Source organism: Ruminiclostridium cellobioparum subsp. termitidis CT1112, assembly GCF_000350485.1.
GTDB classification, from domain to species: Bacteria; Bacillota; Clostridia; order Acetivibrionales; family DSM-1351; genus Ruminiclostridium; species Ruminiclostridium termitidis.
This window is the reverse complement of record NZ_AORV01000065.1, coordinates 452,225-475,119: the sequence shown is the minus strand read 5'-3', so window position 1 is coordinate 475,119 and position 22,895 is coordinate 452,225. Positions and strand designations below refer to the sequence as shown.

The window sequence follows — 22,895 nt, the reverse complement described above, 5'->3', positions numbered from 1 at the left end:
AAAAGATGGATACAAATTCTAAAGCCAGAAGAACCAACATTATTCTAAGGTCTGCCATGTATATATTTTTGACATTGGTAGCTCTGCTAGTTATAGTACCTTTTATATGGGTAGTTGGAAATGCATTCCGCCCAAATGCGGAAATAGGCCAGTTTACAGACCTGTCACTATATACATTTATTCCAAAGGAATTTACACTTTTAAATTTTGACCGGATGTTCCAGCAGCTGAACATGGTGCAAATAATAATAAATACACTCATTGTTGCCTTTAGTGTAACGGCCGGAAGTCTGGTAATCAACTCCCTTACGGGATATGCCTTTGCAAGGATCAATTTTGTGGGCAAGGGCTTTATATTTATGATTTTTATTTCCATGTTAATGCTGCCCATTGAAATTCTCATAATTTCCCTGTATCTTACGCTGGTGGATTTGAAGTTATCTGATACTTATATTTCGCTGATTTTGCCATTTTTAGCTTCACCTTTCGGGATATTTTTCATGAGGCAGTTTTTCAGCAATATCCCCAAGGAGCTCGATGAAGCTGCAATTCTGGACGGCTGCGGGCATTTTAAGATATTCTCCAGGATATACATGCCTCTGGCCAAGACACCGCTGCTGACACTTGGGCTCCTGGTGTTCCTGCAGCAATGGGACAGTTTTATAGTTCCGGTTACATTTATAAATGACGAGGGCAAAATGCTGCTGCAGGTGGCATTGACAAGACTTTCAATGGGCCTGTACACCACCGATTACGGTGTTCTGTATGCGGGAGTGTCCCTTTCAATTGTTCCCATACTGATTATTTACCTGATTTTCCAAAAACATATCGTTGAAAATATCGCGACTACAGGTCTGAAATAATAGATGAGAAAAATCTCTCAGACAGCTGTTTGGCATCAAATAAAAATAAGGAGAGAATATCATGGCAATAAAAAATGAGTTTGGATGGACTTTTACTGATAAAAAGGATGGTTCATTGCTGATGAAAAATCCTGTAATGAACTCAAGAATGTACTTTCCTCTATGCAACAATAATCTGAAATCCTATGTCACTCCCGAATTGAAGGGGGATATACTGCTGGACTACAACAAATATCTCACTGTGCCCAAAAGCACGGAGGATCTCCATCATTGCAAGGATGGGAGAAATGTATGGCTGAGCATAAAAGACAGGGGGATATGGTGCTGCACCGGTTCCAGTGCGGAACACCAGCTTAAAAGCATTAAAGGTATTGATGATGAAGAGACCGAAATAAATGCAGGGATAGGCTGGATAAAATTGAGCAGGGTGAGTGCCGGATATAAAATCAAATCGGATATCACAGTTTTTATCCCCTCAAATGATGACACTGTGGAATTGGTCAAAATAGGAATAACCAACATGGGCGCTGACGAGATCGAGGTCGATACCTTCTATGCAGTCCCTGTATATGGACGCAGTACTTTGAACCTGAGGGATCACAGGGATGTAAGCACCCTTTGCAACAGGCTTATTCCGAATCCCCATGGGGTTATTGTCCAGCCCTTTATGATACACGACGAAAAAAAATGTTATCAAAATAATACAAAATATGCGGTAATGGGCTTTACAGGCCGAGGAGAGCCGGCTGCCGGCGGCTGGGGCAGGATGTACGACTATATAGGTGAAAACGGTTCGCTGGAAGCTCCCGAGGCGGTATATAAAAACAAGGCGCCCATGGACTTCAATGAAATGGAGCTGACCGGTGAGGAAGCGGTGGGAGCCGTCAAATTTTCAGCTGCTGCAATCAAACCCGGTGAAACCAGGGAATTCATAATTGTTCAGGGCATTACCGACGAATACAGTGATATAGAAGAATGGGCTTTAAAAAAATATAACACTGCCGAAAAATTTGACAATACCTTGAATGAGACCAGGGAATACTGGCAGAACTATGTTGATCTGGTGAAGTTTGAGTTTGCAGACCAGGAATTGAACAAGTTCCTGAAATGGGTCAATTTTCAGCCGTTTTTAAGGAAGGTGTTCGGGAGCAGTTATCTGCCCGACTATGGCTACGGCACAGGCAAGCGGTACTGGAGAGAATTATGGCAGGATTTGCTGGCAATCATAATTGCCGATCCTTACAGCACAAAGCAGGATATAATGAACAACTATAACGGTGTAAAGCTGGATGGCTCAAATGCCACACTGGTGGGAGACAGGCCTGGGGAATTCGCCCATAGGAGCAATCTGGGCCGCACCTGGTCGGACCACGGCGTCTGGCCGTATTTTACAACCAGGCTGTATATGGATTTAACCGGAGATTTGGACATATTTTTTGAACAGGTCTCCTATTACAAGGACAACATAACCAGACGGGGAAAAGGTACCGACAGCTCATGGACTCCCGAATACGGGCTGAAACAGAAAACTGAAAACGGAGAGCTTTATTACGGCTCGGTGCTGGAGCATCTGCTCATACAAAATCTTACCTCCTTTTACAATGTGGGAATTCACAACATCACACTGCTGGAAGCAGGTGACTGGGACGACACCATGGACATGGCGAGAGAAAACGGAGAAACCGTTCAATTTACGGCTTTCTATGCAGCCAACCTGGAAGGTATATGTGAATGCCTTGAGATACTCCATGCAAAAGGCGGCGAGTCTGTTGAGCTCTTTGAGGAAATGCTGGTTTTACTGGACAGGCTTGATGGTAAAAATGCCGTTGATTACAGTGATTTCAGGCAGAAGCAGAAAAGGCTCCAACAGTACTATGACATACTGGATAAAGGTTTCTCTGGAAGAAAAGTCAAAGTGGATATAAAGCGTTTGATTGAGGACTTGAGGGCAAAGTCGGTATTTGGGGCCGAGTTGGTCAGGACACAGGAATATATAACGGTGGATAAGGATTTTTCCTTCTATAACGGTTATTACACAGATACGTTCAGGAGGCTGGGCGGAAAAAATGGACAGGGGACTGTCAACATCAGCCTGACGCCCCAGGCCTACCTTATGGTTTTAGGTTTGACCGGACAGGACAGGGCAAGGGAAATACACAAAAGCGTAAATAAATATCTCAGGAATGAATTCGGCGGATATATTTTAAGATCGGATCACAGGGAGCCTGACCTTATCGATGTGATGGGCAGGGGTTTCGGGCTGGCTTTTAAAACCCGTGAGAACGGCGGACAGTATAATCACATGGTGGTTAAGTACATGAACGGCCTATATGCCAATAACCTTGTCAGAGAAGGGTATGAGGTGTTTTCAACCCTTACGGGCCTGTGCATGAATTCCGAACAGAGCAGGATATTTCCCGGAGTTCCTGCATCAATTGACTCCAAATCCGCAAGGGGGAGCTACAACTATCTTACCGGATCGGCTTCATGGCTGATTTTCAGCATAATAACGGAGATTATGGGAATCAAGCCCAATCTGGGAGACCTGAGTATTTCACCCAAACTGGTAAAGGAGCAATTTGGGGAGGACAAGAAAATCAGGGTTGATTTTGTATACCTGAGAAAGAATATGAGATTGACCGTTATTAATGAAAAGGGACTTGACTGGGGTGAATACAGGCTTGGGAAGATGAAATTCAACAGTCGGCCGGTTGAGGAGAGTTTCTGTGATCAAACCGGATTGAACGTTAGATTTTCGAAGGAATATATTGAACAGCACCTCCAAACGGATAATGAAATAGAAATAGAATTGGTTTAGCGGGTGATTGGGATGATTAACAGAGTAATACTTGTAGTACTGGACAGCGTGGGAATTGGAGAATTGCCGGATGCAGCCTGCTACGGAGATCAGGGGAGCAATACGGTAGGGAATATCGTAAAGGCCTGTGGGAAGCTGGATATACCCAATCTCTGCAGGCTTGGGTTCGGAAAAATCGAAGGGGTAGATTATCTGGATATACCTCCCCGCATTTATGGCTGCTATGGAAGGATGACAGAAGTATCAAAGGGGAAGGATACAATAACAGGGCATTGGGAGATGGCGGGAATACAGCTGAAAGAGCCGTTCCCGGTCTACCCGTCGGGCTTTCCCTGCGAAATAATCGATGAATTTAAAGCCGCGGCCGGGACGGATATTTTAGGAAATTATGCCGCCTCGGGTACTGAAATTATAAAGGTCCTTGGGCAGGAGCATGTCAATACCGGCTATCCCATCGTATATACCTCGGCCGACAGCGTCTTTCAAATTGCCGCCCATGAGGACATCATTTCCCTTGGCAGGCTCTATGATATGTGCAAACAAGCAAGAGGAATCCTCAAGGGGAGGCATGGCGTGGGAAGAGTGGTCGCAAGACCTTTCACAGGCCAATATCCGGATTTCCGGAGAACGGGCGGCAGGAGGGATTTTTCCATGGAGCCTGTTTCACCGACGATACTGGATGAATTGCAGCAAAAGGGCCTGCCTGTGGCTGCAGTGGGAAAGATCGAGGATATTTTCTCACGGAGGGGTATTACCGAGGCGGTTCATACGTCAAATAACCAACACGGAATGGAGCTTACAGGTGAGTATCTGGAGAAACTGGACAGGGGCCTGATATTTACCAATCTGGTAGATTTCGACATGCTTTACGGGCATAGAAACAATGCACCGGGTTACAAAAAGGCAATTGAAGAGTTCGATGCCGGACTGGACGGTCTGACAAGCCGTTTGAGAGACGACGACCTTCTTATCATCACCGCGGATCACGGATGTGATCCGGTTACACCCAGTACTGATCACTCAAGGGAATATGTGCCATTGCTGTTATACGGCAGAAATATAAAACCGGATGTGAATCTGGGTACGAGAGAGACCTTCTCGGATATAGCCTGCACCATTGCTGAAATTTTTGATATTCCTTATAAGTTCCCGGGGAAAAGTTTTTTCGGTGAAATTAAACCATAAGCTAAAAACAGTAAAATTTTCTTGTTGAAGAAGCGGCTCAAAACCTTTAATATTTTCAGTATATCAGTATATTGGGTATTATTGTTTTGCACTTGTCCGGGGGATGTTATATAATCTCAGATAAACAGCTCTCAGGCAATTCCGGGATGATTTCAGATTTTCTATATTTAGAGGAATATTACATGAAAAGTATCAAATCCAAGATAATGATAGCCTTTATTATTATAAACATAACTCTGACATCCTTTTTCAGCTATTTTGCGTATTGGGTCGCTTCTTCGATTATAGAAAAGAATTTTATAGCATTAACCGACAGGACAATATCTGATTCCCTGAACCGGATAGATATGTTTCTGGAAAAGATAGACAAGTACTCTTTAAACCTTATTCTGGGTTCCGAAATGGAAAAAATACTTACAAAGGGGTATGGTGAAAACATAAATTATCCCAGACTTTTCGCAGAGCAGGTTCAGAATTTGACAGTAATAGAAGGGGATTTGCTGGCCATTCACTACTTTGGTGTGGACGGAGATGTATACCATTATCCATTTACAAGCAGTATCAACAGCATCAGGGATTTAAACCGGGAGGGCCTGATAGATGCCTACCGGATAGAAGACAGCAGGATTCACTGGAGCGGTATTTACCCACAGACTTATTATCTTTCCGACAGTCAGCAGAGCCTTAAAATATTTTCAGGCATAAGAAGCTTTAAAGACTCCTTCCAGCCAGGCATTAAGGGTATACTTTTAATGGATGTGGAAGAGGATAAGCTCTATGAATTTATAAAAAACATAAGTCTGGGCAAGAACGGACAAATATATATAATAAATAAAGAAGGGGTTATAATGACTTCTTCCGAAAGAGAAAAAACATCTGCAAAAATTGAGCAGCCGGTTTTTGACATCGTTAATACCGGAGATGCCGGATACTCTTACATTGACATAAACGGGCTGAAAAACGTATTGATTTATGACACCTCGGGCAGAAACGGATGGAAGGTGGCGGCCACAATACCTTTAAAGGACGTGCTGTACCAGACCGGAAGCATAAAAATGATGGCTATTGTGGTAGGAATAGTCGTAATAGCTCTTTCATCCACAATATCATTCCTAATATCCACTAAAATAACAAAACCCATAAGAGAAATGACCAAGCTGGTAAAGGTGGTTGCAAAAGGAAATCTGGATGTAAAATATGAAGCCAGGACAAACGATGAACTGAAGGATCTCAGTGACGGCTTCAATTATATGACCAGCAGCCTTAAAGAACTTATCGGCAAGGTTTATATAGAAGAGATACAGCTTAAACAGGCCCAGCTTGAAAATCTTAACGCCAAAATAAATCCTCATTTTTTATATAATACCCTTGACACCATATACTGGATGCTTGTAATAGCCGAGCAGCACGAAATTTCAAATCTGGTAGTGGCACTCAGCGATATGCTGCGCTACAGCATAAGCAAGAGCGGCGATCAGGTCACGGTCAGGGAGGAAATAAAACAGATAGATAATTATCTTTATATCCAGAAAACAAGGTTCAAAGACAGGCTGGATGTGGAATACGAGGTTGAGGAAGCAGCCAATGACTGCTATATCATGAAGCTGTTAATCCAGCCCATTGTGGAAAATGCCATAAAACACGGCCTGGAATTCCAGTCTCAGAAGGGGCTTATAATAATAAAGGTATATGAAAAGGAAGAGGAAATAATAATTCAGATCATTGATAACGGTAAGGGTATGTCCGAACGGGAAGTCAAACACCTGTTGAACAGAGCCGATACTTCTTCTCTGAAAAAACCCGGTATTGGTTTGAATAATGTTAACGAAAGAATAAAAATGTTCTATGGCGCAAAGTATGGAATAACGGTTGAAAGCAAACTGGGAGAAGGTACCTGTGTTAATATAAATGTCCCAAAAGTATTACAGCCTGGGGGGATAGTGCATGCTGAACATAGTAATAGTTGATGATGAACAGATCGTGCTGGACGGAATGAAAACCGTTCTGAAGTCTGCCGGCAGGGACTGGCAGGTAGCGGGAACTGCAGTAAATGGAGTGCAGGGGCTTGAGGTAATCCGGAGCTCCAGGCCCGATGTTGTTATAACAGATATAAAGATGCCTGATATGGACGGGCTTGAAATGAGCAGGCTTGTCAAGGAGGAGTTCCCGGATACCGTGATATTTGTGTTCAGCGGCTATGCTGAATTCAATCTGGCCCAGAAGGCCATCGACCTGGGCGTGTATAACTATTTATTAAAGCCAATGAAGTACATGGAGATATATGCAGCACTTGAAAAGGCGGAGGAATTTGTGGTGGAAAGACGCAGGGCCAGGCTTGAACAGGAGGAGCAGGTAAAAAGGCTGAAATCAAGCATACCGCTGCTGAAGGAACAGGACGCCGGCCAAAAACAAAAGCATAGGACAAAAATAATCGGAGAGGTTCTGAACTACATTGAAGAAAATTATTCAAAAAATATATCCTTGAAAGAAGCTTCGGAAAAGGTGTATTTAAATATCAACTACCTCAGTGAAATCTTCAAGGCCGAACTGGGTGAAAATTTCACTGAATATTTAAAAAAATACAGGGTGAAAAAGGCGATTGAATTGCTGAAGCGTATGGATTTAAAAATCTATCAGATCGCGGAAATGGTCGGATATTCCGATTCAAAGCATTTCAGCCAGGTTTTTAAGGAAATAACAGGTGTGTCCCCAAAAGACTATAATATTAGCAGCCGGTAGCATTTATTTTATCCGTTTATGGCAGTTTTCAAATAAAAAGTGCTGGGAGGAAATAAAAATGGGAAGAGCCAGAAATATGCCTGCGTTAATAATTATTTTATCATTTTTTCTGACAACATATTTGACAGGCTGTACTGATACTTATGAATTTTCAAATACCCGCCCGCCATCTGCCTCGGAGGATTCATCAAAAGCCGCAGAACCGTCGGGCACAGCCAAGAAGAAAGCTGTTGACGTATGGGCCGTAGACGGTGATTATGTGAGGAGAGCGGATAAAAAGTGCAATGAACTGATCAAGGATGAAATAGATGTCAGGATGAATTATATTCCCAATATACAATATGAGAGCAAGCTGAAGGTGGCAATGTCCTCGGGGGAGCTTCCCGATGTAATAGGCGTTGATTCCCCCAATGTTTCGGCCTATGCCGAAAGCGGAGCCATAGTGCCCCTGGATGATGTATGGGATGCGTCGGACCGTGAGGATATAATAGACGCTGTCAGGCAGGGGTGGACCTATAAAGGACAGATATGGGGGGCACAGCACGAGGAGACGAACAGTGTCCTGTTCTATAACAGAGACATGCTTGAAGAGGCGGGTTTGGAGCCTGCCCATGGCTTGGAGGATGCCTGGACCTGGGAACAGACGGTTGAGGCAGCCAAAAAGCTGACCCGGAAGGATGCAAGCGGTAAGACTATAGTATACGGAATACTGCCGTTAATGGCGGGGCCTAATATCGCTCATGAAGGGCAGAGCTACGTGTCCAATACCTGGACCTGGCAGGCAGGGGCCGAAATAATGAATCCCGAAGGGACCACAGTGGACGGCTATTTTAACAGTGAGAAGAATTTAAATGCATTAAAGCTTTTCCGCCGGATGTTTGTAATAGACAAATCAGCTCCTCTGACCGAGATTCCAAACGGTTTTCAGACCGGAAAAATCGCTATGTGGATCACCGGACCGTGGATCATCAGTACTTTAAAAACGGTTCCTGATTTGAACTGGGGAGCAATGCCGCTGCCCAAAGGGGAAAGACTTGCGTCAAACTCGGGAGGCTGGGGTTATTCCATAACCAACAAGGCTGCCGACAAGGCGGCTGCCATGAGGGTAATACTGGCTAAAACCGGCAAGGAAGGGCAGCTGATTGATATTATCGAAGGAGGGGCATTGCCCAATAGAAAATCGTTGTTTGACAAGGCGCCTTTTTTAAAGGAATACCCTTATCCGATGATTCTGGAGCAGCTGGAAAAAACAGCAAAAGTAAGACCAATAACAGCGGCGTATCCTGAAATTTCGGTATCCATACAAAAATGCTTTAATGACGTAGCCTATGGCAAGGAGCCCAGAGAGGCCATGAAGGAATATTCGGCACAGATGAACGAAACCCTGAAGCGGATGAATTCAAAATAGAATACAGAGGATGATTATTAACACCGTAAGCACTATCCGCCAACGGTGTTTTTTTATGCACCCAAACATCCGAGAAACACAAACCAAATCCGAGTATTACCCAATTTAAACAAACTTGCTGTAAAGATAAAATTAAATCAGAAAGAATATATAATTGAAGTATTTTTGTGAAGGGAGGCGAAATATGCTTAAGACAACATGTACACATTCTGAAATTTTAAGGGGACTGGCAGAGTGCGGGCACGGTGACAGGATACTCATTGCCGACGGAAATTACCCGCTGGACTCAAATACCGGAACCGATACGCGTCTGATTTACCTGAACCTGACCCACGGAATACCTCTTGTAACCGATGTTTTAAAGGTGCTGGAGGAAACCATAGCCATTGAAAAAGCCGAGGTCATGAGTCCGGATAATTCCGGAGAGCCCGCTATTTTTGCTGAATTCGGCAAAATACTGGAGGATGGGATTGAATTCAAGAAATTGGGCCGGTTTGAATTCTATGACGAATGCAGGAAATCCGATATTAAGCTGGCAATTGCCACCGGTGAACAGAGAACCTATGCCAATATTCTTTTAACCGTGGGTGTAGTGGATACCCTGTTCTGTAAAAATATTAAAATGAAAGAGTGATTAAATGGATAAAAAGCCGAAAATTCTCGTTGTGGGGAGTTTTATGATGGATTTGATTTCCAGAACAGATAAAGTTCCCGGGGAGGGAGAGACAATAACCGGCCGGTCCTTCAGCACCGCATCGGGGGGCAAGGGCGCAAATCAGGCCGTGCAGGCTGCCCTGCTGGGGGCTGAGGTAACCATGGTGGGGAAGGTGGGTGACGACATTTTCGGCACCCTGATGACAGAGGCCTTATCTGCCGCCAATGTAAATGTTGACCATATCATAAAGGATAAAAGTGCGGCGTCTGGCGTGGGAAACATAACCCTTGAAGTAAGGGACGGACAGAAAACCAAAAACAGGATTCTTATCCTCCCGGGTGCAAATATGACCCTGGTTCCCGGTGATATAGAGTTTCTCAGAAATGAAATTTCAAAGTATGACATGGTCATTCTTCAGAATGAAATTCCTGCCGAAGTAAACGAAGCCGTCATAGATTTCGCTTATTCAAAAGGAGTGCCGGTAATGCTGAACTCGGCACCTTCAAGACCTGTCAGCCAGGAGATTATGTCAAAGTTCACCTATATTTCGCCCAATGAGCACGAGGCGTTTGATATGACCGGAATAAAAATAGTTGCGGATAGCAGCGGTATTGACTTTTCCACAGTAAAAAACGCGGCAGGTTACTTTTTGGACAGAGGGGTTAAAAATGTCATAGTTACTCTCGGAAGCAATGGGGTTGTGATGGCAACCGGGGACAGGTATATTTTTCATCCCTGCATCGATGTTGTGGAAGTAGTTGATCCTACGGCTGCGGGAGATTCCTTTGTAGGTGCTTTCTGTACGGCCATATGTTCGGGAATGTCAGAAGAAAATGCAATAGAATTTGCCAGTTATGCGGCCACAATAACCGTATCCAGACTGGGTGCACAGCCATCTCTGCCAACATACAGTGAAGTGGCCGAATTGATGGATTCTGTCCAAAGGAAGGGTCAAAATTACAGGAGGGCGGTAATATGAGGTCTGAAAGTCAGGAGAGTATATTAAAATCCTTCATAAATACATCTTCAACAGAATTAAAAAATTTTTTGGAAAATATAGATATAAAGTCTTATGAAAAAACGGTGAATATCATACTGGAAGCAGAACAAAACGGAAACAGACTGCATATAACCGGCATTGGAAAACCGGGGCATGTGGCGGGATACATAGCATCTCTCCTATCATCCACCGGCACACCCACCTATGAGCTCCACGGCACTGAAGCCGTTCATGGCTCTTCGGGGCAGGTGAGACCGGGGGATGTGGTAATAGCCATATCCAACAGCGGAGAAACAGCTGAATTAAAAGCGACAGTTGCCGCACTTAAAAATAACGGAGCCAAGATAATTGCCGTTACGGGAAACACCAGTTCCTGGCTTGCAAAAGAGGGGGACTCATTTTTGTTTGCAGGGGTGGAACACGAGGGGGATACTCTCAACCGTGCCCCCAGGGCGTCAATTATTGCTGAAATATTGGTGCTGCAAGGTTTAAGCATCATACTTCAGGAGATTAAGGAAATAACACCAAAGCAATATGTCAGCTGGCATCCGGGAGGAGCCCTGGGACAGCTGAGAGAGACAGAAAAATAAAAAAGCTTATGACGCCGGATGCCATGTCAGGGTTCATCGTACACTGTTAATTGCAATCACCGTACCTGAACTGCCGTCTTTATTGCGGTAATGATATAGATTGATTTCCCGGGATATACCTTTTGGACTGCATGAAATCCGGCATTAGCCAATTCCTGCTCCATTTCGGAGGAGTGGATGCGGATGTGCATGGGAGGTCCGGGGACTGTCCCTTCCTCTTTTTCGTATTCCAGGCACAGGAAATGCCCATCTTCCTTTAGTACCCGGCGTATTTGCTGAAGGACCCTGGAAAGCGGCCTTACCTCATGCAGTATGAGGGAGGCCAGGACAATATCCGCAGATTCCTCCGGCAGAGGTATGTCGTCAATGCTGCCCGGTACCAATTTTATGTTAGTGATATTTTCTGCCCTGGCTTTCTCATCAATCACATCCAGCATCCGTGCATCCATATCCAGTGCATAGACGGCACCATTTACCAGTTTCGCCGCAGGAACCGTCAAATAACCCGAACCGGCCCCCGCATCCAGAATGGTGTGGGATTTTTCTATGGGCAGTATATTCAGTATTTCCTCCGGAGGAAGAAGTCTTCTTCTCTCGGCTCCATCCAAAAAGTCTATCTTATTCCTGAAATTCTGTTCATCCATTGTGTCATGATTCTGTTTTGACATGTAAATCCTCCTCATAAAAGCAGTAATGTAATAATATCATATATATTGCAGACTGTAATTATCTGCAATAGAGCAAAAAAATTCTGTATAAGCTATTTTTCCAAGGTGCCCTGTGAAGGAAATTCTCTGACAACATCATAGAGCTTTTTATCTTTCAGATAGGATTCCATACATGATTCTGCATCGCGCATAACTTGCTGCAGCCTGCATTTCTCCTCACCCATCTCACAGGTAAAAAGTGAGGCGCTTCCCTCTATGGCCTGTGTCACATCCCAAAAAGATATATCCTCTTTCTTCTTCCGCAGACAATATCCTCCGTTCATGCCGGGAGTTGACTGGATGAGCCCGGCCTTGACAAGCTGTGTCAATACCTTGGACAGATAGGTATGTGATATGTTCATATGGCTTGCCAGCGGCTGCAGGCTCAAGTTTGCGCTGTCCTCCCGGCTGATAATATATGCCATGATATGCAGTGCATAATTTGTAGCTTTGGTATATTTCAAAACAACACCTCCATGATAGATATTACAGACTTGATTTATCTATAATTATATTCTAAAAATTTCTTTTGTCAATTAATTTTTTGTATTGTCAGTAATAAGGATTAATTCCTATTTTCATACATCCTGCAGCATCAGATCTTCAATTTCTTTAACGAGTAGACTTGGTTTAATATTTAAATTTCTGCATATATTAAAAATCACATTCAGAGTGGGCCTTCTTTTTTTCCTTTCTATAAGGCTGATATATGTTCTGTCAAGCTCACACCGGAAAGCTAATTCTTCCTGGGAGAGGTTACATTGTGATCTATATTTTTTCAATACGGTGGCTAAAGACTCTTCTAATAGCATAAATTATTGCTCCTGTATGATTTTATTTTGATATCATATCCAAAGTTTAAACAAAAGCAACTTTTTATAAACCGACTATAGTCGTCAGGAACGAAAAATTATGTTATATTCGAAAAGTATTGTTATCTACTTTTAAGTGAGGGGTATGGAATTGAAAAAAAATGACATTGAAAAATTACGGGAAAAATTGAATTCTCTGATTCTTGAGAATTCGGATTATTCGGAAATTTTAAAGAAAAGTGAAGAACTTGATGACCATATTGCAGAGTTTACAAAGCTGCAGCTCAAAAAAGGTAAAGATATAAAGCAGACAGAGCAGGGGAATAAAAATAATTGAAGAAATATAAATAAGTGCGTATTTGACAATAATATGCCGGTTTGATAATATCAAAAATAATTTCAATGCAACTCTATGCAGTAACTATTTTTATACCCGTCAGGATAAAGGAGATTATCAATATGCCGCAATTGAGTCTGTTAATTAAGCCGGCCTCCAGCAATTGTAATTTACGCTGTAAATATTGTTTTTATCATTCCATTGCTGAAAGCAGGACCCGGAGCTCTTATGGGACTATGAACCGGGATATGCTTGAAACACTTGTCAGGAAGGCCCTTGAATATGCCGAAGGTTCATGCACATTTGCTTTTCAGGGCGGAGAGCCGACACTTGCGGGCCTTGATTTTTATAAGGAGCTTGTGGAATATCAGAAAAAATACAATTCAAAGAATATAAAGGTGAATAATTCAATACAAACAAACGGCATGGTAATTGATGAGCAATGGTCCCGGTTTCTCGCTGCCGGCAAATTTCTGGTGGGGATATCCCTGGACGGGCCCAGGGAAATTCATGATATGAACAGAGTTGATACACTGGAGGCCGGTTCTTTTCACAAGGTAATGAATACTATCGGCCTCTTCAATAAGTACGGGGTTGATTATAACATCCTGACAGTTGTAAATGCTGTGACGGCCAGACATGTAAACAAAGTATACAACTTTTTTAAAAAGAATAATTTTAAATATCTGCAATTCATACCGTGTCTTGACCCTTTGAATGAAATTCCCGGAGGAAGGGATTATTCGCTGACTCCGGCAAGATATTCGCGGTTTTTGAATACTTTATTTGATCTGTGGTATCAGGATTTTATATCAGGAAACGGAGTGAGCATACGGTACTTTGACGACCTGACCGACATGCTGATGGGGTATCCGCCAGATTCCTGCGGTATGGCGGGCTTCTGTACCTGCTATTACGTAGTTGAAGCCGATGGGAGTACATATCCCTGTGATTTTTATGTAACCGATGATTGGTATCTTGGCAATGTACGGGATACGGGGTTTGATGAAATGAAAAACTCCCGGAACGGAACGGGATTTGTGGAGGTATCTAAAATTATTGATCCTGAGTGCAGGGAGTGCCGGCATTTTCAGCTGTGCCGGGGCGGTTGCAGAAGGACAAGGGAGCCCTTTGAAAATGGCCGGCCCGTGCTGAACTACTATTGCCCAGCTTATAAAGATTTCTTTGATTATTCCGGGGGAAGGCTGAAAAGAATAGCTCAATATCTCATGGGGAGAAATGGCTGACGGCAGCTTTTCACATGAACCCTGCTCTGCCATTGAACGCCGTTTTGAGTATCAATTCGGCCACGACCCTGACAGGCTTTTTCAAACCGTCTTTAAGCCACATCTGGATGACGCCGACAGAACCGCTTGCCAGGAAACGGAATATGTATTCGGCGTCTTCCTTATTCAGGGAGTCATTTTCCAGCATGGAAATAAAGTGCTGCCTGCCTATGATTTTTATTACCTCCTGCTGGAACTTCATGTCCCCGTTTAAATTCAGCAAAAGGTCAAAAACTTCAGCATTATCCTCTATATATACAAGTATCTTCTCAATCATTTCAACAGGAATAAGCTTATTGTCTTTAAAATCATAGCCTTTTAAATATTCGTTGATATCATCAATTATTTCGTTTTCAATGCGCTGGAGCAAATCATACTGATCCAGATAATGGGAATAAAAAGTGGCGCGATTGATATCTGCATCGTCACAGATTTCCTTAACCGATATTTTTGAAATGGGTTTTTGTTTTAAGAACTTAACAAAGCTGTCTTTAATAACCATCTTGGTATATTTTACGCGCCTGTCCAGTTTCCTGCCCTCCATACCAATCCCCCTGTTACCAAAAATTAATTTGATATTTTTTAAACATATTTTTAATATTTGTTGAGAAGCTTACAGATATAAAATATATGATTGTTGTTTTTGATTCATAATGTCAATATAATATACATTAGTATAATTGTCAACACAGTGTTTAATAAATATGGAGGCAAATGGATGGCACTCATTGAATTTGAAAAAATAAAAAAGGAATATGTAGTTGGAGATGTTAGAATTACGGCAGTTGATAATTGTTCTTTTTCAGTGGAAAAAGGTGAACTTGTTGTCATATTAGGTCCCTCAGGTGCAGGGAAGACAACGGTATTGAACCTGCTTGGAGGGATGGACAGTCCAAGCGGCGGCAGTATACTGGTGGATGGAAATCCAATCCATAAATACAGCAAAAGGAAGCTGGTGGATTACCGGCGCAGGGATATCGGATTTGTATTCCAGTTTTATAACCTGGTGGGAAATCTGACCGCACTTGAAAACGTTGAGCTGGCCTGCCAGATCTGCCCAGATTCTCTGAAGCCTGAAGCCATACTGGAGCAGGTGGGACTATCTGAACGCATGAAAAACTTTCCTTCCCAGCTATCGGGGGGAGAGCAGCAGCGTGTTGCCATAGCAAGGGCCATAGCAAAAAATCCCAAGCTGCTTCTGTGCGATGAGCCCACCGGTGCGCTGGATAGTCTGACAGGACAGCGGATCATCGGACTTCTGCAGAAAACCTGCAGGGAAATGGGTATGACCACGGTTCTGATTACCCATAATGCCGTAATTGCGGATATAGCGGATAAAGTAATCAAAATAAAAAACGGAACTGTGAAGGATGTTTCGGTCAATAAAAATCCTAAAAAAGCAGAAGAGATTGTGTGGTGATTGGCTTGCTGTTTAAAAACACTTTGAAAAAAATAAGAAAATCCTTTGGCAGGTATTTGTCACTGTTTATTATAGTTATGATAGGAGTTGGGTTTTTTGCCGGAATACAGACAACTGCACCTGATATGATCTCGGTAGCCGATAATTATTATAAGGACTACAACCTGACGGATTTTAAAATAGTCAGTTCAATGGGCCTTACCGATGAGGACGCCAATGCGGTTAAGGTTTTGAACAATGCAAATGCCGTTGTCCCGAGCTATTCACTGGATGTTCTGGACCAGGATAAAGCCATTCGCGTCCATGCAATAGAGCAGACGGTCAACAGAGTCAAGCTGATCAGCGGCAGGATGCCTCAAAAGGAAAATGAGTGTATTGCTGATGACAGGACTTACAAGACAGGCGATAAAATCAGGATTACAAGTGATATAGATGAAAAATTGAGGAACAGCGAATTCACTGTTGTTGGTACGGCTGAGTCGGTATTATACCTGGCCGAGGATTACGGAAGTACTACCATTGGCGACGGTAAGCTGGCTTCCTTTATATTTGTTGAAAAAAGTAATTTCATTTTGGAGGCCTATACTGAGATTTATATTACCGCAAGGGATACAAAAGCTGCAGCTGCATATTCAAAGGCTTATGACAAGGCAGCATCAGGGCTCAGGGATGAACTGGTTAAAATAAAATCCGGCAGAGAGGATGCCCGGTATCAGGAGATTTACACTAAAGCAAACGATGAGATCGATAAAAACCAGGTAAAACTCAGTGATGAAAGGGCAAAAGGCAAAAAAAAGCTTGACGATGCAAAAGCCGAGCTTGATAAGAATGCGCAGAAACTGAGGGACGGAAAAGCTGAGCTTGCTCAAAACGAATGGGAGCTGCAAAAAAATACCGAAAAGCAAAATGCTCAGTTTGAATCGGCTAAAACTAATATTGCCGGCGGCTGGAATGAAATAAATTCAGCGTTGACACAAAACGGAATTAAAAGGGAGGAGCTAGGCACAAAAATCAAGGAGCTGGACTCGGCCATAGGGGCCATGCAGGCGCAGCTGGAGCAGCTTCCGGCCGGCAGTGACGAACATGCCCGGCTCAGTGCCGCACTTGGGCAATATTCGGAGTCGTACAAAGGACTTTTAAAGCTCAAGTCCTCCATTGATATGTTAACTGTTCAGGAAGCTGAGCTGAATAAGGGGATTGATACCTTTAACTCTGAAATAGCAAAGGCAAAAATTAAAATTCAGGAAGGCAAAACTGAAATAACCGAAAATGAAAAGAAACTCAATGACGGATACAGGGAATATAACGAAAACCTGGAAAAATTCAATACGGAGATATCTGACGCCCAATCCAAGATAGACAAGGCAAAAACAGACATTTCAGAAATTGAAAAACCACAGTGGTATATTTTAGACAGGGATACCGCAGTGGGCTACAGTGAATTGAAATCCGGAATAGATGTGATTACTGCGGTCGCCGCCGTCTTACCCTTCTTTTTCATACTTATCGTAGTGCTTATGACTTCCAACTCAATGGCCAGGATGATAGCAGAAGAACGGAGCGAACTGGGAACCCTGACCTCGCTTGGTTATAAGGACAACAGCATAATCACGACATATCTTTTCTATGTTTTGTCTGCCACGGGTTTAGGGGCGGCAGCCGGATTTTTTGCAGGCTGCGGTGTTATTCCGCCTCTTATCTATTCAAATTTCCAGTTTATACTTCCGTCACTTGTAATCCAATATTATATGCCGCTGTTTTTGTTGATTTTAGCGGTTGCCCTGTTACTTATGACTTTTGTGACCATCCTTTCGTGCAGCAGTGAGCTTAAACAGGAGCCGGCGACCTTGATGCGTCCGGTGCCGCCTCAAAAGGGGCAGACCATTTTACTGGAGAAAATCGGTCCGGTGTGGAAAAAACTTTCCTTCACCTGGAAGGTTACCATGCGGAATATGTTCCGGTATAAGAAAAGAGCGTTTATGACCATAGTGGGAGTGGCAGGCTGCACTTCATTGCTGCTGGCAGGCTTCGGCCTGAGAGACAGCATGAACGGTGTCGCCGAAAAGCAGTTCGGAGAAATCTTCCGCTACGACAATATGATCATATTAAATGAAGAAGCCAGGGAGCTCGGCGGAGAGCTGAAAAGTCTGCTGGAGCAGGAACAGATAAAAGAACCTCTTCTGATCAGGCAAACTGCTTTCAAATATGAAACCCATGACAAGTCCCAGAATCTCTTTTTGATTGTACCTGAAAATGAGAAGGATTTTTATGATTATTACAATCTGAAAAGCACGGCTGACGGGAGCAGGCTATCCCTGAAGGACAGCGGTGTTGTCATTACACTGGGCTTATCGGAGGTCTCCGGTGTTGGAAAAGGTGATACCATAGCTGTAAAAGATGCCGACAATAATGAATATAAGCTGACTGTAAGCGATGTGGCCGAAAACTATACCTCCAATTATATATACATGAACATTGCCATGTATAACAAGGTTTTCGGCAAAGCTGCAGCCTATAATGCCATTGTATCCAATCACAGCGGAGATGAAAAAGCTTTGGCCCGGCATCTCATAGACAGTGACCTGGTATTGAATGTGGTTTATACCGGTGACGTTATGCAAAAAGCCCTTGAAAGCAGCGAACGCTTAAACAGCATCATTATTTTGATTGTGGTGGTAGCCTCACTCCTTGCAGTCATTGTCCTGTATAATCTGACATCAATTAACATAAGCGAGAGGACGAGAGAGATTGCAACCCTCAAGGTACTGGGCTTTACAGACGGGGAGACCAACGGCTACATTTACCGGGAGGCCTTTATCCTGACTTTGATCAGTATCGGAGTGGGCCTGGTTTTGGGGATATTCCTGCACAGTTTTGTCGTCGATATTGTTGGGGAATTTGCACCTTTGTTTTTCAAGGTGATCAAATGGCCCAGTTTTATTCTGGCCAGTCTGCTTACCATTGTATTTACTGTAATTATGCAGATAGTTACTTATTTTAAATTGCAGACAATCGACATGATTGAGTCGCTGAAGTCTGTGGAATAAGCCGGGGCAGAAATAGAACGGAGCTTCATATGGCACACATCCGGCAGAAAATATTAAAAAGGATAAAATCAAAAAGGGTTGGCTGGCCAACCCTTTTTGCACCACCTTACAGTCCCTTTGCCGGAAGGGTCTTTACAGTTCCCGCCAGGTATGCCTTCAGCAGCACCAGATCTGTTGCATCCACAGAATTGTCCTGATTTACATCGGCGGCTTTCAGCCCGTTTTCGGACAGGGAAGCCAAATTCAGAAGATAACTCTTTAGCAAGGCCAGATCAAGGGCGTCTACCCTGGTATCCTCATTTACATCCCCATAAAGGATGGCCGGGGTTTGGGCAGGGTCTGTATAAACCAGCTCAATACCGGTGTCTCTGCCAAGATTCCTGGAATACTTCTTATCGGTTGCATTGTTCCAGTGTTCATGGGTACCCAGGCTCTTGCATCTGACGCCGTCTCTTTCGGGGTCATAAACCGTTCCCGAGTCAGGCTTGTCCGCTTTTGCCGCTTCGTGCAGATATGTGTCACAGTAGTTCATATCAGCCAGATTTGTAAATTCGGTCTTCAAAAAATCTATACCCACAGAATCAATTGCAACTCCGTCCTGGGATACAAATAAACTGGAGGGCCAATCGTTGTTAAAGGGGGCCATTTGCCATTTTACATGCGGTGCTCCTGCCACGACATCATTCCCGTACAGGGCATCTATCATATATAGGACTGTTTTTTCGCCCAGATCCTTGTGGCCCAGGAAATCAGTGAATGTCATAAATTTGGGATTGCCGTCACGGGGTGAATCGAAATTGTTATGTGAATTGAGCATAAAGTTCGAGTTTATACTGGTAGCACCAAAGAAATTTTTGCCGCAAAGAGTGACACCCTGTCCGGCATGACCTTTCAGCAGCGCCATATTGATAATATAATTTGCATTGACGGCACTGCTGCAGATTCCCGTTTGCTGGTTGCCGTTGTTTATGGAAAAGGGAATTGTATTATTTACATATGTGGACTTCACTCTGCCGTCTCCCCCGATATTGTCTACAAAAATGACATTGGGGTACAGGGCATGGCATTTGTTGTAAATATTGTCGGTTATAAACCTGCTGCAGTCAAAAACCGTAATACTGCTCTGGCTCACTCCCGCCGAATCTATGAGGCTTTTCAAAAGTGAGAGGACCAGTTGGGGTGAGGCATTTATCTGATTGGTGTTGGAGTGGCCGGTGGTATTGTTCTGGTTGATTTTAATTGCAATCTTTTCATTGGGCTGGTATCCAACATTGCCCTTACCCGTACGTTGGTTGAAGTTTTTGAATATCTCATCCCAGGCGGCTGAATCGTCGGTTTTGCCCGAAACATTTTTTATGGCACAGGAGACCATTGTATTTATGGCACTTTGATTGTTATATGCATCTTCCCACCAGTTACCGCTGAAATTGAAGGAGGTGGAATTGGGGTCATGCACCCAGGAGACTCTTCCCGGGAAAACTCCGCGCCCCTGGCCCATAGGTTGGTTTGGTCCGTCCTTGAAGGTATAGGCCGAGCTGTTTAACGGAAACATCTGAAAAGACCAGGTTATGATCACAGCCAGACCCAGTGCGATTAGAGCGCCTGCTGAAACAAACCTGGACTGCCGGATTTTTTTACCTGCCTTTTTCAAAAGCAACGCCGAGCCGAAACCTCCGGCTATCCATAAAACAAAACTGGCTGCGATAGGCGCGGCGATCTGCTGGCATGGATAACTGGCCCTGCTTGGTTTGGGAATGACTCTGATCAAGAACCAGATCAAAGCAAACAGTCCGATGGCAGGGAAAAACAGCCACAAAAGACGTGATTTGAAGTTGAATCCGGTAATTTTGCCGCTTTTAGGGCAGGTTCTGAAAATGTACTTTTTTAATTTTTCCATGATGGGGTATTCTCCTTTCAGTATATTTGTTTATTAAATAACAAATGCCGGACAAAGTATAAACACTTTGTAATACTGAAAATAAGAGAAGGGGAATTCAGTGTGAAAAATACAATATTAAAAGGCAAAATATCTTGCTTGAAATATTTATGAAAAGCAGAGGATGTTACTACAAAGCTGTCCAACTATTTATAGTCTAACACATAATTTGGAATTTGAATACTAAAAATGGAATAAACTCCTATTTAAATTTTATCTTATTGTCATAAATATTATTTTTGCGTCTTCTCGCTTTTATACTTCGTGAAATAAATCGCAGCACAATGCGCAGGAGGATTAATCCCAGGATAATAATAAGAACGATTTTTATTATATTAATGAGCAGAGAACTTTTTTGCTGCTTGTTTTCGGCTAATTGGCTTTTGCTGCCACTCGCACCTTCGGCAGTTTTCTTTTCAACACTGCTTGCAGCCACAAGTTCAACCTTTCCAAGTTCGGTACCATTTCTCTCATAAGCCCTGTAACCCAGTATATCTCCCTTTTTTACAGGGGCTTCAATCTTCGGCTCTATATTGTCGGAAAAGTTTATATTCCACAGATTGGAATCAAGAGGAAGGACACAGGCAAATTCGCTTTTTGTAACCAGATCTACATTTGTTGTACCGGCAGCTCCGGCAACAGTGACATTACTGACAGCTTTCCCCGCATCAATCAGCGTTTGAGCACAAAAGTTTTGAAACCCGTATTCCAAAAGTTTTTTTGAATCGTTGTCGACCCTGCTTTTAGTATGGTCTTTTTCTCCCAATACCACAGCGATAAGCTCCATGCCGTCTTTATTTACTGCCGAAGATACAAGATTGAAACCGGCCTGGCTGGTAAAACCTGATTTGATACCTGTTACTTTTGTGAAATAGTCTGATGTTCTGTACAAAAATTTGTTGGTTGTATAGAGCTCATCCCATTTTTTGTGCATATTTGTCGGGGCCATATTATATGAAGTTTTTGAAACAATCTCGCGGAATTTGGGAATTGTCATGGCATAACGTGCTATGTTTGACAGATCCCGTGCAGTTGTATAGTGCTCATCATCGTGCATTCCGTTGGGATTTGTAAAATGAGTATTGGTGGCCCCCAATTTCCTGGCTTTTTCATTCATCATATCTATAAAATCCTTGCGGGTGGGTGCGAGGTTTTCCGCCAGAATGTTTGCCGTTTCATTTGCCGACTGGATAAGCATGGCATTCAATAAATCTTCCATGCGCAATATTTCACCGGCACCTATAAAAATATTCATACCATCCGGTCCGATATCCTTGACGGCTTCCTTGCTGGCAACCATCATCTGGTTCAAATCACCTTTTTCCAGTGCGACAACAGCTGTCAAAATCTTTGTTGTGCTGGCAGGATATAACTTGTCGTCGGCGTTTTTTTCACAAAGCACCTGGCCTGTTTTGGCATCCATTAGTATGTAAGAGTGAGCATCCGTAGTTATAACATCAGCGAATGCCGGTGTCCCAAAAAGTAAAAAAATCAGCAGTATAAAAGCAGAGATAACTATTTTCTTCATATCGGCACCTGTATAGTTTATAAAATATGATTTATATTGCAAAAAAATAAGACAAACAATAGTATAGCAGAAACAGGTTTTAATTGTAAACATATGGGCATCATTATGCTATAATTATAAAAAATATATAAAAATAAATTTGTTGAAGAGGTACTTATGGATAAAGATGCCAAACCTATTGAAACCGTTGACGAATATATCCTTCAGTTCGATAAGGATACCCGGCAGATATTACAGCAGATAAGGCAGTGTATAAAGGAAGCCGCTCCTGAGGCGGCTGAAAAAATAAGCTATGGGATGCCGACTTTTACCCTGCATGGCAATCTTGTTCATTTTGCTGCATATAAGAAGCACATAGGTTTCTATCCCACTCCCAGCGGTATTGAAGCTTTTAAGGACGAATTGTCGGTGTACAAGGGAGCAAAAGGCTCGGTACAGTTTCCGTCTGACAGGCCCATGCCCTTTGAGCTGATCGGCAGGATTGTTAAATTCAGAGTGGCTGAAAACATCCAACTGGCACAAAATAAAGGAAAAAAGAAGAAATAAAGTATTGAACTTATCATA

At 43.1% G+C, this 22,895-nt stretch carries 20 protein-coding genes; 14 read left to right on the top strand and 6 right to left on the bottom strand.

What is annotated here, in order from left to right; genetic code table 11:
• Positions 1 to 5 precede the first annotated feature (5 nt).
• The 9 genes from CTER_RS24275 to CTER_RS24235 all read left to right on the top strand — a co-directional run bounded on the left by CTER_RS24275 (position 6) and on the right by CTER_RS24235 (position 11,258).
• Complete coding sequence (locus CTER_RS24275; protein ID WP_004630056.1) at positions 6 to 863, top strand: carbohydrate ABC transporter permease; 858 nt, start codon at positions 6 to 8, stop codon at positions 861 to 863.
• A 61-nt stretch (positions 864 to 924) separates the two neighbouring features.
• Entirely contained in the window at positions 925 to 3,681 is a 2,757-nt protein-coding gene (locus CTER_RS24270; RefSeq protein WP_004630172.1) for a GH36-type glycosyl hydrolase domain-containing protein, read from the top strand.
• 12 nt (positions 3,682 to 3,693) lie between these two features.
• The gene (locus CTER_RS24265) at positions 3,694 to 4,866 is read left to right on the top strand and encodes a phosphopentomutase (protein WP_004629755.1); all 1,173 of its coding nucleotides are present in this window, start codon (positions 3,694 to 3,696) and stop codon (positions 4,864 to 4,866) included.
• Positions 4,867 to 5,048: 182 nt separating this feature from the next.
• A complete protein-coding gene (locus CTER_RS24260; protein ID WP_004629829.1) occupies positions 5,049 to 6,833 on the top strand; it encodes a sensor histidine kinase in 1,785 nt (594 codons plus the stop codon).
• Positions 6,811 to 7,605: a response regulator transcription factor gene (locus CTER_RS24255; RefSeq protein ID WP_004630003.1), complete on the top strand. Its 795-nt coding sequence runs from the start codon at positions 6,811 to 6,813 to the stop codon at positions 7,603 to 7,605. Before CTER_RS24260 ends, CTER_RS24255 begins: the two co-directional genes overlap by 23 nt.
• A 58-nt stretch (positions 7,606 to 7,663) precedes the next feature.
• Positions 7,664 to 9,013: an ABC transporter substrate-binding protein gene (locus CTER_RS24250; RefSeq protein WP_004630132.1), complete on the top strand. Its 1,350-nt coding sequence runs from the start codon at positions 7,664 to 7,666 to the stop codon at positions 9,011 to 9,013.
• 184 nt (positions 9,014 to 9,197) lie between these two features.
• Positions 9,198 to 9,647, top strand: coding sequence for an RbsD/FucU family protein (locus CTER_RS24245; RefSeq protein WP_004629905.1), 450 nt, complete (start codon positions 9,198 to 9,200; stop codon positions 9,645 to 9,647).
• Between the two features lie 4 nt (positions 9,648 to 9,651).
• Complete coding sequence (gene rbsK / locus CTER_RS24240; RefSeq protein WP_004629875.1) at positions 9,652 to 10,647, top strand: ribokinase; 996 nt, start codon at positions 9,652 to 9,654, stop codon at positions 10,645 to 10,647.
• Positions 10,644 to 11,258, top strand: coding sequence for a KpsF/GutQ family sugar-phosphate isomerase (locus CTER_RS24235; protein WP_004630044.1), 615 nt, complete (start codon positions 10,644 to 10,646; stop codon positions 11,256 to 11,258). The genes rbsK and CTER_RS24235 overlap by 4 nt, the downstream gene beginning before the upstream one ends.
• Before the next feature lie 56 nt (positions 11,259 to 11,314).
• On the opposite strand, the gene CTER_RS24230 is transcribed toward CTER_RS24235, so the two are convergent.
• From CTER_RS24230 to CTER_RS24220, 3 genes are all read right to left on the bottom strand, one after another.
• Positions 11,315 to 11,926, bottom strand: a complete 612-nt coding sequence (locus tag CTER_RS24230; RefSeq protein WP_004630115.1) for a class I SAM-dependent methyltransferase — start codon at positions 11,924 to 11,926, stop codon at positions 11,315 to 11,317.
• Positions 11,927 to 12,018: 92 nt separating this feature from the next.
• Positions 12,019 to 12,429 (bottom strand): RrF2 family transcriptional regulator, encoded by a 411-nt coding sequence (locus CTER_RS24225; protein ID WP_004629655.1) that lies wholly within the window; start codon positions 12,427 to 12,429, stop codon positions 12,019 to 12,021.
• A 114-nt stretch (positions 12,430 to 12,543) separates the two neighbouring features.
• A complete protein-coding gene (locus CTER_RS24220) occupies positions 12,544 to 12,777 on the bottom strand; it encodes a helix-turn-helix domain-containing protein (protein ID WP_004629627.1) in 234 nt (77 codons plus the stop codon).
• A 151-nt stretch (positions 12,778 to 12,928) separates the two neighbouring features.
• On the opposite strand from CTER_RS24220, the gene CTER_RS24215 reads away from it, so the two are divergent.
• Positions 12,929 to 13,114 (top strand): aspartyl-phosphate phosphatase Spo0E family protein, encoded by a 186-nt coding sequence (locus CTER_RS24215; RefSeq protein WP_004630129.1) that lies wholly within the window; start codon positions 12,929 to 12,931, stop codon positions 13,112 to 13,114.
• Between the two features lie 122 nt (positions 13,115 to 13,236).
• Complete coding sequence (locus tag CTER_RS24210) at positions 13,237 to 14,361, top strand: anaerobic sulfatase maturase (protein ID WP_004629840.1); 1,125 nt, start codon at positions 13,237 to 13,239, stop codon at positions 14,359 to 14,361.
• A 10-nt stretch (positions 14,362 to 14,371) separates the two neighbouring features.
• On the opposite strand, the gene CTER_RS24205 is transcribed toward CTER_RS24210, so the two are convergent.
• Positions 14,372 to 14,944, bottom strand: coding sequence for a TetR/AcrR family transcriptional regulator (locus CTER_RS24205; protein WP_004630016.1), 573 nt, complete (start codon positions 14,942 to 14,944; stop codon positions 14,372 to 14,374).
• 174 nt (positions 14,945 to 15,118) lie between these two features.
• Here CTER_RS24205 and CTER_RS24200 point away from each other — a divergent pair, with 174 nt between their 5' ends.
• Positions 15,119 to 15,820, top strand: a complete 702-nt coding sequence (locus CTER_RS24200; RefSeq protein ID WP_004629936.1) for an ABC transporter ATP-binding protein — start codon at positions 15,119 to 15,121, stop codon at positions 15,818 to 15,820.
• On the top strand, positions 15,814 to 18,867 hold the full coding sequence (locus CTER_RS24195; protein ID WP_004630136.1) for an FtsX-like permease family protein: 3,054 nt from the start codon (positions 15,814 to 15,816) through the stop codon (positions 18,865 to 18,867). Before CTER_RS24200 ends, CTER_RS24195 begins: the two co-directional genes overlap by 7 nt.
• A gap of 106 nt (positions 18,868 to 18,973) precedes the next feature.
• On the opposite strand, the gene CTER_RS24190 is transcribed toward CTER_RS24195, so the two are convergent.
• Both CTER_RS24190 and CTER_RS24185 read right to left on the bottom strand, forming a co-directional pair.
• Positions 18,974 to 20,764 carry a dockerin type I domain-containing protein gene (locus CTER_RS24190; protein ID WP_004630017.1) on the bottom strand — a complete coding sequence of 597 codons (1,791 nt, stop codon included), beginning with the start codon at positions 20,762 to 20,764 and terminating at the stop codon, positions 18,974 to 18,976.
• Between the two features lie 241 nt (positions 20,765 to 21,005).
• Positions 21,006 to 22,331 carry a D-alanyl-D-alanine carboxypeptidase family protein gene (locus CTER_RS24185; protein ID WP_004630206.1) on the bottom strand — a complete coding sequence of 442 codons (1,326 nt, stop codon included), beginning with the start codon at positions 22,329 to 22,331 and terminating at the stop codon, positions 21,006 to 21,008.
• 156 nt (positions 22,332 to 22,487) lie between these two features.
• Here CTER_RS24185 and CTER_RS24180 point away from each other — a divergent pair, with 156 nt between their 5' ends.
• The gene (locus tag CTER_RS24180; protein WP_004629872.1) at positions 22,488 to 22,877 is read left to right on the top strand and encodes an iron chaperone; all 390 of its coding nucleotides are present in this window, start codon (positions 22,488 to 22,490) and stop codon (positions 22,875 to 22,877) included.
• Positions 22,878 to 22,895 lie beyond the last annotated feature (18 nt).

Coding starts and splice junctions, on each gene's coding strand:
- CTER_RS24245 (WP_004629905.1), top strand. CDS start 9,198: ATGCTTAAGACAACATGTACACATTCTGAAATTTTAAGGGGACTGGCA.
- CTER_RS24265 (WP_004629755.1), top strand. CDS start 3,694: ATGATTAACAGAGTAATACTTGTAGTACTGGACAGCGTGGGAATTGGA.
- CTER_RS24230 (WP_004630115.1), bottom strand. CDS start 11,926: ATGTCAAAACAGAATCATGACACAATGGATGAACAGAATTTCAGGAAT.
- CTER_RS24255 (WP_004630003.1), top strand. CDS start 6,811: ATGCTGAACATAGTAATAGTTGATGATGAACAGATCGTGCTGGACGGA.
- CTER_RS24220 (WP_004629627.1), bottom strand. CDS start 12,777: ATGCTATTAGAAGAGTCTTTAGCCACCGTATTGAAAAAATATAGATCA.
- CTER_RS24260 (WP_004629829.1), top strand. CDS start 5,049: ATGAAAAGTATCAAATCCAAGATAATGATAGCCTTTATTATTATAAAC.
- CTER_RS24250 (WP_004630132.1), top strand. CDS start 7,664: ATGGGAAGAGCCAGAAATATGCCTGCGTTAATAATTATTTTATCATTT.
- CTER_RS24185 (WP_004630206.1), bottom strand. CDS start 22,331: ATGAAGAAAATAGTTATCTCTGCTTTTATACTGCTGATTTTTTTACTT.
- CTER_RS24190 (WP_004630017.1), bottom strand. CDS start 20,764: ATGGAAAAATTAAAAAAGTACATTTTCAGAACCTGCCCTAAAAGCGGC.
- CTER_RS24180 (WP_004629872.1), top strand. CDS start 22,488: ATGGATAAAGATGCCAAACCTATTGAAACCGTTGACGAATATATCCTT.
- CTER_RS24210 (WP_004629840.1), top strand. CDS start 13,237: ATGCCGCAATTGAGTCTGTTAATTAAGCCGGCCTCCAGCAATTGTAAT.
- CTER_RS24200 (WP_004629936.1), top strand. CDS start 15,119: ATGGCACTCATTGAATTTGAAAAAATAAAAAAGGAATATGTAGTTGGA.
- CTER_RS24205 (WP_004630016.1), bottom strand. CDS start 14,944: ATGGAGGGCAGGAAACTGGACAGGCGCGTAAAATATACCAAGATGGTT.
- CTER_RS24235 (WP_004630044.1), top strand. CDS start 10,644: ATGAGGTCTGAAAGTCAGGAGAGTATATTAAAATCCTTCATAAATACA.
- CTER_RS24275 (WP_004630056.1), top strand. CDS start 6: ATGGATACAAATTCTAAAGCCAGAAGAACCAACATTATTCTAAGGTCT.
- CTER_RS24270 (WP_004630172.1), top strand. CDS start 925: ATGGCAATAAAAAATGAGTTTGGATGGACTTTTACTGATAAAAAGGAT.
- rbsK (WP_004629875.1), top strand. CDS start 9,652: ATGGATAAAAAGCCGAAAATTCTCGTTGTGGGGAGTTTTATGATGGAT.